Source organism: Nocardioides sp. (assembly GCF_964228225.1).
Lineage (GTDB): Bacteria > Actinomycetota > Actinomycetes > Propionibacteriales > Nocardioidaceae > Nocardioides.
Map to the genome: position 1 here is coordinate 26,014 of NZ_CAXQZB010000082.1, position 10,096 is coordinate 36,109.

Annotated in this window: 11 protein-coding genes; 7 read left to right on the top strand and 4 right to left on the bottom strand. The window is 72.8% G+C overall.

Annotated features, from left to right (window positions below; translation table 11 throughout):
- Positions 1 to 54 precede the first annotated feature (54 nt).
- Positions 55 to 1,200 carry a hypothetical protein gene (locus tag ACERUJ_RS19425; RefSeq protein WP_370250606.1) on the bottom strand — a complete coding sequence of 382 codons (1,146 nt, stop codon included), beginning with the start codon at positions 1,198 to 1,200 and terminating at the stop codon, positions 55 to 57.
- Positions 1,197 to 2,075: a TIGR03619 family F420-dependent LLM class oxidoreductase gene (locus tag ACERUJ_RS19430; RefSeq protein WP_370250608.1), complete on the bottom strand. Its 879-nt coding sequence runs from the start codon at positions 2,073 to 2,075 to the stop codon at positions 1,197 to 1,199. Before ACERUJ_RS19430 ends, ACERUJ_RS19425 begins: the two co-directional genes overlap by 4 nt.
- 102 nt (positions 2,076 to 2,177) lie before the next feature.
- On the opposite strand from ACERUJ_RS19430, the gene ACERUJ_RS19435 reads away from it, so the two are divergent.
- The 3 genes from ACERUJ_RS19435 to ACERUJ_RS19445 all read left to right on the top strand — a co-directional run bounded on the left by ACERUJ_RS19435 (position 2,178) and on the right by ACERUJ_RS19445 (position 3,831).
- A complete protein-coding gene (locus ACERUJ_RS19435) occupies positions 2,178 to 2,606 on the top strand; it encodes a nuclear transport factor 2 family protein (protein ID WP_370250609.1) in 429 nt (142 codons plus the stop codon).
- Between the two features lie 19 nt (positions 2,607 to 2,625).
- Entirely contained in the window at positions 2,626 to 3,126 is a 501-nt protein-coding gene (locus ACERUJ_RS19440) for a nitroreductase/quinone reductase family protein (protein WP_370250610.1), read from the top strand.
- A 78-nt stretch (positions 3,127 to 3,204) separates the two neighbouring features.
- Positions 3,205 to 3,831, top strand: a complete 627-nt coding sequence (locus ACERUJ_RS19445) for a hypothetical protein (protein ID WP_370250611.1) — start codon at positions 3,205 to 3,207, stop codon at positions 3,829 to 3,831.
- Here the strand turns inward: ACERUJ_RS19445 and ACERUJ_RS19450 are convergent.
- Positions 3,750 to 4,688: a DMT family transporter gene (locus ACERUJ_RS19450; RefSeq protein WP_370250612.1), complete on the bottom strand. Its 939-nt coding sequence runs from the start codon at positions 4,686 to 4,688 to the stop codon at positions 3,750 to 3,752. The genes ACERUJ_RS19445 and ACERUJ_RS19450 overlap by 82 nt on opposite strands.
- A gap of 41 nt (positions 4,689 to 4,729) precedes the next feature.
- Between ACERUJ_RS19450 and ACERUJ_RS19455 the strand changes: the two genes are divergently transcribed.
- Positions 4,730 to 5,212, top strand: coding sequence for a MarR family winged helix-turn-helix transcriptional regulator (locus tag ACERUJ_RS19455; protein WP_370250613.1), 483 nt, complete (start codon positions 4,730 to 4,732; stop codon positions 5,210 to 5,212).
- A gap of 18 nt (positions 5,213 to 5,230) precedes the next feature.
- Here ACERUJ_RS19455 and ACERUJ_RS19460 read toward each other — a convergent pair whose 3' ends face one another.
- Complete coding sequence (locus ACERUJ_RS19460) at positions 5,231 to 6,472, bottom strand: SGNH/GDSL hydrolase family protein (protein ID WP_370250614.1); 1,242 nt, start codon at positions 6,470 to 6,472, stop codon at positions 5,231 to 5,233.
- 260 nt (positions 6,473 to 6,732) lie between these two features.
- On the opposite strand from ACERUJ_RS19460, the gene ACERUJ_RS19465 reads away from it, so the two are divergent.
- From ACERUJ_RS19465 to dnaK, 3 genes are all read left to right on the top strand, one after another.
- Entirely contained in the window at positions 6,733 to 7,212 is a 480-nt protein-coding gene (locus ACERUJ_RS19465; protein WP_370250615.1) for an NUDIX hydrolase, read from the top strand.
- Positions 7,209 to 8,075 carry a class I SAM-dependent methyltransferase gene (locus ACERUJ_RS19470; protein WP_370250616.1) on the top strand — a complete coding sequence of 289 codons (867 nt, stop codon included), beginning with the start codon at positions 7,209 to 7,211 and terminating at the stop codon, positions 8,073 to 8,075. The genes ACERUJ_RS19465 and ACERUJ_RS19470 overlap by 4 nt, the downstream gene beginning before the upstream one ends.
- Positions 8,076 to 8,219: 144 nt before the next feature.
- Positions 8,220 to 10,070, top strand: coding sequence for a molecular chaperone DnaK (dnaK, locus tag ACERUJ_RS19475; protein WP_370250618.1), 1,851 nt, complete (start codon positions 8,220 to 8,222; stop codon positions 10,068 to 10,070).
- Positions 10,071 to 10,096: the final 26 nt, after the last annotated feature.

Consider the following 10,096-nt stretch of genomic DNA (forward strand, 5'->3'; position numbering starts at 1 on the left):
TTTCCGCCTCGAGAGCAGCACAGACGGTTGGTACGACGACGATCCCGGGGCGCGCTAGGAGATCATCCGGCGGGCGACGGCGCGCTGCCGGGCGGCGATGCGCTCGCGGTAGGCCTCGGGGGTGATCGGGGCGTGGTGGGGCAGGTGGGCGGCGACGTCGGCGAACGGCACGATCCGCAGCCGCGGACCGTCGTCGGGGCCGAGGTCGCGCTCGAGGCGCTGCCAGCGCAGCATCATCGCGCCGGTGCGGTGGCCGGTGGTCTCGAGCCAGTTGGCGATGCCGGGGTCGCGCTCGGAGACCACGAACCGCATGACGCCGTCGGGGTCGGTCACGGCCTGGGCCTTGGTGAGGGAGGTCTGGTGGGTCTCGTAGTCGGTGGAGGCGTACCAGTCCGAGCCGATCTGGACGGCCTGGTAGGCGGCGTCGTCGCAGCGGGGGACCTCGAGGATCATCGCCTCGTCCTCGCCCAGCTCGTAGTGCCCGATGGAGGAGCGCTGCGAGGCGAGACCGCCGGGAGTCGACTGCGGCGGGGTGAGGGTGTTGACCGGCTCCTTGTACTGGAAGAAGTGGGGGAAGGCGAACCACGTCTGGATGGAGCCGACCAGCGAGCGGGCGGCGACCTCGTACTTCTTGCGCAGCCCGGCCTCGGTGAGCGGGGCGGCGGGCAGGCCGAGGGTGTCGACGCGCTCGATGGTGAGGGTGCCGCGCTCCTCGGTGTCCCAGTCGTTGAAGACCTCGCGCACGATGAGGGTCTTGGCGCCGGGCTCGGCGGTGTAGCGGAACTCGAAGCGGCCCTCGTCGTCGAGATCGAGCTCGCGGTCGTCGAAGGCGAGCATCGAGGTGGCCGCGGAGTTGGCGCTGTAGGCCCCGCCCATCACCTGGAAGGACAGGTCGGCGCTGGTGCCGCGGCGTCCGCGCACGACGTACTCCACGCCCTCGCGCAGGTAGGCGTGGAAGTAGATCGCGTCGGGGTTGTCCAGGCCCTGCCGGGAGAACTGGTGGGTGGGGTTGATGAACAGCGGCCGGTCGAGGTCGTAGTCGAACGCGGTCTGCATCGCCATCCGGATGCGGCCCGAGAGGTACTCGTAGCCCTCGAGGCGGTCGGCCTCGGTGCGGATGAACGGCGCGTTGGCGACCAGCTCCTCGGCCTCGGCGATCGCCTCGCGCAGCGGGGCGGTGAGGTCGAGCGAGGCGCTCACGGGTTGACCTTGTGGATGATGTTCTCGGCGTAGGCCTCGAGGTGCTTGATCTTGGTCTCGAGCGGCTCGGTGTCGGGGCCCTTGATGTAGGGCACCCGGAAGCCGACGATGCAGTCGGTGACGCCCTTGTCCTCCAGGCGCTTGATGCCGTCGACGGTGTAGGCGTCGTAGGAGATCACGTGGATCTCGAAGTCGTCGCGGGTGTCGCCCTCCTCCTTGCGGATCTCGGCCAGGCGCGTGAGCAGCCGGTCCAGCTCCTCGCCGTCGCCGCCGGCGTGCATCCAGCCGTCGCCCAGCCGGACGGCGCGGCGCAGCGCGGCGTCGGCGTGGCCGCCCACCAGCAGCGGGATCGGCTCGGTGGGGGCGGGGCACTGCTGCAGGCGGTCGATCTCGTAGAACTCCCCGGCGTAGCCGAAGAACTCCCCCGAGGTCAGGCCGCGCAGGATCTCCATGCACTCGTCCATGCGCTTGCCACGGCGCTCCCACGGCACGCCGAGGTTGGCGAAGTCCTCCGGCCACGGCGAGATGCCGACGCCGAGCCCGAGCCGGTTGTTGGAGAGGAAGGCCAGCGAGGAGGCCTGCTTGGCCACGAGCACCGGCGGGCGCACGGGGAGCTTCAGCACGAAGGGGGTCAGCCGCAGCGTGGTGGTGTGGGCGAACAGGTGCGCGCACATCACCATCGTCTCGATGAACTCCTTGCCCTGCAGGAACTCGCGGTCCCCGGTGTCGGTGTAGGGGTACTTGGAGTCGGAGTCCTCGGGGTAGATCAGGCTGTCCGCCACCGTCATCGAGGTGTACCCGGCGGCCTCGGCGGCCTGGGCGAGAGGGGCGTAGTAGCTGGCCTGGGTCATGGCCTCGGCGTAGGAGAAGCGCATGGGGCCCGAGGCTAGAACGTGTTTCAGTTCTGCGGAAGACCCGCAGGGGGGTCAGGACTAGAACACGTTCCACTTTCGGGCGATTTCTGGGACAGTGGCGCGGTGGACCTCCAGGAGATCAGCGACCGGCTCGAGATCGCCGACGTCATCACCCGCTACACCCGCGCCATCGACGCCGGCGACTGGGACCGGCTCGACACCGTCTTCACCGCCGACGCGCACATCGACTACACCGAGTCCGGGGGCATCGCGGCCGGCTTCGCCGAGGTGAAGCCGTGGCTGGCTGAGATGCTGCCGGCCTTCTTCCCCGCCCGGATGCACACCATCGGCCAGGTCGACGTCGTCTTCGACGGCGACGACGACGCCCGCGTCGTGGCGTACTTCGACAACCCCATGCCGGTCGACGACGGGAAGGGAGGCACCCGCATCGTGGAGATCGGCGGCATGTACCACCACGAGATGGTGCGCACCGAGCACGGCTGGCGCAGCCGGCGCCTGCACGAGCAGGTCGTCTGGAAGCGCGGCATCTGAGGCGAGGGGAGGCAGCGCCGTGACCAAGCAGTTCACCGAGGCCGAGCTCGAGAAGCGTCGCCAGGCACTCGCCTCGCCCGCCACGGCCCGCATCATCAAGTACGGCGCCCGCGCCCAGGTGCGGGTCTTCAAGCTCACGAACGGTCGGATCGGCTCGAAGTGGCGCATCGGCGCCGGGTTCCGCAAGCCCGTCCCGACGCTGCTGCTCGACCACATCGGGCGCAAGAGCGGCACGGTCTTCACGACCCCGCTGCTCTACCTCCACGACGGCGAGGACCTCGTCGTCGTCGGCTCGCAGGGCGGGCTGCCGAAGGACCCCCAGTGGGTGGCCAACCTGCGCGCGCACCCCGAGACCACCGTGCACCTGCGCGGCGGACGACGCGCCGTGCGGGCCCGGATCGCCGGCACCGAGGAGCGTGCCGTGCTGTGGCCCCGGCTCGTCGAGCTCTACGCCGACTTCGAGACCTACCAGGCCACCACCGACCGCGTGATCCCCGTCGTCGTCCTCGAACCGCGCTGAGCCCGCCCGGTCCCTGCGGGCTCCCGGCGCCGCGGCGCCGGACTTGGGAACCGCGCGGCGGGCGGCGAGAATGCACCCGTGACCACGCCGAGCCCGGACCTCGAGTCCCTCCCCGAGTCCCCGCGGGAGGGCGTCCTGGAGCGCCACCCGGTCGTCGTCGGGCTCACCGCCCTGCTCGGCGTCGCGCTCACGGTCGGCCTCATCGCCGGCGCGGGCGTGCTCTTCGCCTCCCGTTCGCTCGGGGTCGGGGAGGACTCCGCGGGCGGCTCGTCCCAGGCCCAGGGGCAGGAGACGATCTACATCCCCGAGCTCACCGACGACGGCGAGGCGATCGGCAGTTCGGTCACCCTGCTCCCCGAGCCCGACGGCGGCGCCTCGGCCACCGAGGAGCCCACGCAGGAGCCGAGCGAGCCCACCGAGGACCCCACCGAGGAGCCCGGCATCTCGCTCTCGGCCGGCCAGACGGCCGTGGCGCCGATGGAGCGCATCGACCTCACCGGGGTCTACCAGGGCGGGGAGGGCGCGGTGCTCAACGTGCAGCAGTTCTCCGGCGGCGCCTGGGAGGACTTCCCGGTGACGATCCCGGTCAGCGGCAGCACCTTCGTGACCTACATCCAGACCGGTCAGGTGGGCAAGAACCGCTTCCGCGTCGTCGACACCGACTCCGGTGAGGTCTCCAACGAGGTCGTCGTCGAGATCGGCTGAGCCGCGACCCCCGACGGTGGGGCGTGCTGGGCCACCAGCACACCGCCGAGCACCAGGGCGAGGCCGAGTCCCTGCGCCGGGCCGAACGCCTCCCCGGCCACGACCGCGCCCAGCAGGGTGCCGACGGCCGGGTTGAGCAGCCCCAGGACCGCCACGCGTCCGGCGGGCAGCCGTTGCAGGCCGTGGAACCAGCAGGCGAACGCGACCGCGGTGCCGACGCCGCCGATCCAGAGGTAGCCCGCCGCCGCGGCGCCGTCGATCGCCGGTGGGGCACCCTCGACCAGCAGTGCCACGGGCACGAGCACCAGCCCGCCGAGCGTCAGTTGCCACGACACGACCGTGAGCGGTCCGGCCGGTGCCGACCACCGCTTGAGGAGCACGAAGCCGAGGGCCGAGGACAGCACGGAGCCGACGGCGGCCGCGAGGCCGAGGGCGGTGACGCCGTCGGGCGTGCGCAGCACGAGCAGCACCACGCCGGCCAGGCCGACGAGCGCCCCGCCGAGCCGGGCGCGGGTGGCCCGCTCACCGAGCAGGGCCGCGGCCAGGGCCATCACGGCCAGCGGGCTGGCGGCCTGCACCGTGGCGGCCAGGCCGCTGGGCAGGCCCGCCGCAGCCAGGAAGATCAGGGGGAAGAACGCACCCACGGTGGTGAGGGCGAGCACGAGCGCCCGCAGCCGCCACCCGCGCGGGGGCAGCCGGCGGGTGACGGCGAGCAGCAGCAGGCCGGCGGGCAGGGCGCGGACGGCGGCGGAGAACAGCGGCCGATCGGCCGGGAGCGCCTCCTGGGCGACGAGGTAGGTCGTGCCCCACGCGATCGGCGCCACGCAGGTGAGCAGGGCGGCGCGATTGGTTTCCATGGAAAGCACAATACTTTCCGCAGAAGATATATTCCGGTCCCATGGACCACGTCGCCGGCATCCTCGCCCAGTGGGCCCGCGAGCGCCCCGACCTCGACGTCGCCCCGATGGGGCTGGTGGGTCGGGTGCACCGTCTCGCCGCCCTGCTGCAGGCCGAGCTCGACGCCGGCTTCGCCGCGCACGGCCTCAGTGCCGGTGAGTTCGACGTGCTCGCCACGCTGCGGCGCGCCGGCGCGCCCTACGAGCTCACGCCGACCGCGATCGCGGCCGCGGCGATGGTGACCTCCGGTGCGGTGACCAAGCGGGTCGACCGGCTCCTCGCGCGCGGCTGGGTCGCGCGCGAACCCGACCCCGACGACGCGCGGGGGCGCCGGGTGCGGCTCACCGACACCGGTCGGGCCCTGGTCGACGACGTGCTCGCCGCCCATGTCGCGCGGGAGGAGCGGCTCCTCGGTGCCCTGCGGCCCGAGCAGCGCACCGACCTGGCCGGCCTGCTCGCCGCCTGGTTGGTGTCCCTGGAGTGAGCCGGGGCGGCCGGTGGCTCAGCGGCAGCCCTTGACGGCCCGGATCACCAGTCGTGCCCACACGTCCTCGGCGGCGCGGCTCTGGTGCACGCCGTCGACGACCAGGCCCGGCTCGCGCTCGACCTTGGCCTTCCAGGGCGCGATGCAGGTGTGGGGCCGGCTCCGCGCGATCTCCTTCATCCACAGCTCGGTGTCGCGCATCAGCTTCGCCTTGTCGCGCCCGTGGTCCGAGGCGCTGCGGAACGGCGTCACGAACACCACGTGCATGTCGGGGGAGGCCACCGCCACCGCCCGGTCATAGGCCACCTTGCGGGTGCGCACGCCGTTGTTGGCGCCCAGGGCGATCACCAGGGTGCCGGGCTCCTCGTGGGTGGCCCGGTAGGCCCGCCAGCGCCGCTCGAAGGAGTTCAGCGCCGTGCCCGGCTGGCCGTCGACGTCCCAGTCGACGGTGCGGGCGGTGACGTCGTCGGCGGCGCGGTGGGTGACGGAGTCGCCGATGATGAACACCGGGCTGGAGTCCAGCGGTTCCGCCTCGCCGTCGGCGAGCTTGCGGCACACCCCGCGCGCGGCGTCCCAGGTGCGGCGCGGCAGCGGCTCGCAGAGCACCTCGTGCAGGTCGACGACGCCGCTGGCCAGCGTCGCGTCGGTGTCGGCGGCCTGGGCGCGGGCGGCGTCGAGCTCGTCGGGGGTGAGGCAGATGTCGGCGCCCAGCGAGGAGCGGATCACGACGTAGACGGTGGCCGGCGCCCGGCACTGCGCGGCGTCGAGGAACACGCGCTCGCCGTCGCGCACCCGGCGCTCGGGGTTCTGGGCGCAGCGGTTGAGGACGGGGATCCAGCGGCGGCCGAGGTCGCGGCAGTAGCCGGACTCCAGCGGCACGCCGTAGAGCGTCGCGTTGATCGCGCACACCTCGGTGTTGTAGTCGCCCGAGACCCGCGCGCGGCGGATCAGGCACTCATCGCGCGAGCAGCCGGCCGGGGTGTCCTGGTCGGCCTCGAGGTAGCGCCGGCCCACCAGGGTGCAGGTGGCCTCGTCGACCTCGGTGTCGGGGTCGGGGTTCGGCGGGCGCAGGGTGTCGCCCGCCTCGCGCGCCGACGCCGCCGGGGCGGCCACCGCCGCCGAGCTCGGGGCGCCCGCCGGGACGAGCGTCGCCACGAGGGCGAGCAGGACGCCGAGCACGAGCAGGGCCGGGGTCCGGTGCTGGGTCCGGGGCGGGGTCGACCGGGGGCCGCCGGGGAGAGCGGAGCGGGGCTGGGGCAAGACGGATCCTGATCGTGCGGGCCTCGGGCCGGGGGTCCGGCGGGCGAGCGGGTGGAGCGGACCGAGAGGGTGGTGCGGGGTCGAGCAGGTCGAGCAGGTCGAGCAGGTGGTGCGGGTCGGGCAGGGAGGACACCAGTGTGAGCGTCGAGGGCCGTCGGCGCCAAGCCGGACCGACCTGCGGGCGGGCCGCGGGCGGGCCGCGGGCGGGCCGCGGGTCGGGGGTCGGTGTCGGACCGGAGCCGCGGGGCCATGATGGCCCCATGCGGTTCACCGACTACGACAGCCGGCTCGGCGCCTACGGCGTCGTCGTCCGGGACCCGGGGAGCGGCCCGCAGCTGCTGCTCTCGCGCTGGCACGAGGTCGACCCGCCCCGGTGGACGCTGCCCGGGGGCGGGGTGGAGCTCGGGGAGAGCCCGGCCGACGCCGTCGTGCGCGAGCTGGCGGAGGAGACCGGCTACGAGGTGGAGGTCCGGGCCGTGCTCGGCGTCGAGACGCGCGTGATCCCGGCGGCGGAGCGGCTGCTCGACTCCGACCGCGACCTGCAGTGGATCGGCGCGCTCTACGCCCTCGACGTGGTCGGCGGGGTGCTGCGCGACGAGGTCGGCGGCACCAGCGACCAGGCCCGGTGGTGGCCGCTGGCCGCCCTGCCCGAGCACCGCACCGACTCCGTCGAGCTGGCGCTGGAGGTGTGGCGGCGGGCGGGTGCCCCGCTGGCCGACGTCGTGGCGGACCCCGCATGAGCGCCGAGCCCGGGTCCGGGCCCGAGCAGGAGCCGGAGTACCTGCGGCTCAACCGCGCCAACTGGGACGAGCGGGTGCCGGCCCACGCCGCCTCGCCCGACTACGGGCTGGACCGGTTCGCCGCCGATCCCGACCACCTCTCCGGTGTGGTGCGGTTCGACCTGCCGCGCCTGGGCGACGTCGCCGGGCTGCGGGGGGTGCACCTGCAGTGCCACCTCGGCACCGACACCGTGTCGCTGGCCCGGCTGGGGGCGCGGATGACCGGCCTGGACTTCTCGGCCCCGGCGCTCGAGACAGCGCGGGGGCTGGCCGAGGCGGCCGGGGCGGAGGTCGACCTCGTGCACGCCGACGTCTACGCGGCGCCCGAGGTGCTGCCCACCGGCGCCTTCGACCTCGTCTACACCGGCATCGGGGCGTTGTGCTGGCTCCCCGACATCGCGCGGTGGGCCGCGGTCGTGCGGGCGCTGCTGGCGCCCGGCGGCCGGCTGTTCCTGCGGGAGGGGCACCCGATGCTGTGGGCGCTCGACGAGAGCCACCCCGACCTGCTCCCGGTGCGCTACCCCTACTGGGAGCAGGTCGAGCCCCTGGTGTGGGACGAGCCCGGCACCTACGTCGCGGTCGATCCCGCCCGCCCGGAGTTCGCCCACACGAGGACCCACGAGTGGAACCACGGTCTCGGCGAGGTCGTCACCGCCCTGCTCGACCAGGGCCTGGAGATCACCGGCCTGGTCGAGCACGACTCCGCGCCCTGGGAGGCGCTGCCCGGGAAGATGGTCGCCGACGAGCTCGGCGAGTGGCGGCTGCGCGAGCACCCCGAGCGCCTGCCCTGCACCTACACCCTCCAGGCCCGGCTCCCCGGCTGAGCGCCGCGCCGCACGCGGCGGCGGGTGAGGCGACGGGGCACCCCGAAGTTGAGTTGGATCGACTCAACTTGTCTGCCAGAATGGGTGACATCCGGCGCGCGAGGACGTGCGCCGCCGTCGAACCTTCGGAAGGACTGAACCGTCATGGCACGAGCTGTCGGTATCGACCTCGGAACCACCAACAGCGTGGTCGTGGTGCTCGAGGGTGGTGAGCCCACCGTCATCGCCAACGCCGAGGGCGCGCGCACGACGCCGTCGGTCGTCGCCTTCGCCAAGGAGGGCGAGGTGCTGGTCGGCGAGGTCGCCAAGCGCCAGGCCGTCACCAACGTCGACCGCACCATCCGGTCGGTCAAGCGCCACATGGGCACCGACTGGAAGAAGGAGGTGGACGGCAAGTCGTTCACCCCCCAGCAGATCAGCGCCTTCGTGCTGCAGAAGCTCAAGCGCGACGCCGAGGCCTACCTCGGTGAGCCCGTCACCGACGCCGTCATCACGGTGCCCGCGTACTTCTCCGACTCCCAGCGCCAGGCCACCAAGGAGGCCGGTGAGATCGCGGGCCTCAACGTCGCGCGCATCGTCAACGAGCCCACCGCCGCGGCCCTGGCCTACGGCCTGGACAAGGGCGAGGACCAGCTCATCCTGGTCTACGACCTCGGTGGCGGCACCTTCGACGTCTCCCTGCTGGAGATCGGCGAGGGCGTGGTGGAGGTCAAGGCCACCAGCGGCGACAACCACCTGGGCGGCGACGACTGGGACAACGCGATCGTCGACTGGATCGTGAGCACCTTCAAGGCCAAGACCGGCATCGACCTCACCAAGGACAAGATGGCCATGCCGCGCGTCCGCGAGGCCGCCGAGCGGGCCAAGATCGAGCTGTCGAGCAGCTCCTCGACCTCGATCAACCTGCCCTACGTCACCGTCGACGCCGACAAGAACCCGCTGTTCCTCGACGAGACCCTCACCCGGGCCGAGTTCGAGCGCCTCACCGCCGACCTCCTCGAGCGCACCAAGGCGCCGTTCCACAACGTCATCAAGGACGCCGGCGTCAAGGTCGGCGACATCGACCACGTCGTGCTCGTGGGCGGCTCCACCCGCATGCCCGCCGTCACCGAGCTGGTCGAGAGCCTGCTGGGCAAGGCCCCGAACAAGGGCGTCAACCCCGACGAGGTCGTCGCGGTCGGCGCGGCCCTGCAGGCCGGCGTCCTCAAGGGCGAGGTCAAGGACGTGCTCCTGCTCGACGTCACCCCGCTCAGCCTGGGCATCGAGACCAAGGGCGGTGTCATGACCACCCTCATCGAGCGCAACACCACGATCCCCACCAAGCGCAGCGAGATCTTCACGACCGCCGACGACAACCAGCCCTCGGTGGAGATCACGGTCGCCCAGGGCGAGCGTCAGATGTGGGCCCAGAACCAGCCGCTGGGCAACTTCGAGCTCACCGGCCTCCCGCCGGCCCCCCGCGGCGTGCCGAAGATCGAGGTCACCTTCGACATCGACGCCAACGGCATCGTGCACGTCACCGCCAAGGACCAGGCCTCCGGCAAGGAGCAGTCGATGACGATCTCCGGCGGCTCGGCGCTGAGCAAGGACGAGATCGACCGCATGGTGCGCGAGGCTGAGCAGTACGCGGAGGAGGACGCCAAGCGTCGCGCCTCCGTCGAGGCCCGCAACCAGGCCGAGCAGCTGGTGTACACCACCGAGAAGTTCCTCGCCGACAACACCGACAAGCTGCCCGAGGACGTCGTCACCGAGGTCCAGGGCGACGTCGACGCCCTCAAGGCGGTGCTCGAGAAGAGCGACGCCGAGGCCGAGGACATCGCCGCGGCCGTGGCCAAGCTCAACGAGTCGAGCCAGAAGATGGGCGCGGCGATGTACGCCGCCGCCGAGGCCGACCAGGCCGCGGCGGGCGGCAGCACCGGCGCCACGGGTGAGGCGGACGACGACATCGTCGACGCCGAGGTCGTGGACGACGCCGACGCGGGCGAGGACAAGTGACCGAGCAGGGCGCGACGCCGGCCGAG

Bases quoted from the DNA above. Each gene is read 5' to 3' on its own strand.
- ACERUJ_RS19455 (WP_370250613.1), top strand. From the start codon at position 4,730: ATGGACCACGTCGCCGGCATCCTCGCCCAGTGGGCCCGCGAGCGCCCC.
- ACERUJ_RS19465 (WP_370250615.1), top strand. From the start codon at position 6,733: ATGCGGTTCACCGACTACGACAGCCGGCTCGGCGCCTACGGCGTCGTC.
- dnaK (WP_370250618.1), top strand. From the start codon at position 8,220: ATGGCACGAGCTGTCGGTATCGACCTCGGAACCACCAACAGCGTGGTC.
- ACERUJ_RS19470 (WP_370250616.1), top strand. From the start codon at position 7,209: ATGAGCGCCGAGCCCGGGTCCGGGCCCGAGCAGGAGCCGGAGTACCTG.
- ACERUJ_RS19450 (WP_370250612.1), bottom strand. From the start codon at position 4,688: ATGGAAACCAATCGCGCCGCCCTGCTCACCTGCGTGGCGCCGATCGCG.
- ACERUJ_RS19430 (WP_370250608.1), bottom strand. From the start codon at position 2,075: ATGCGCTTCTCCTACGCCGAGGCCATGACCCAGGCCAGCTACTACGCC.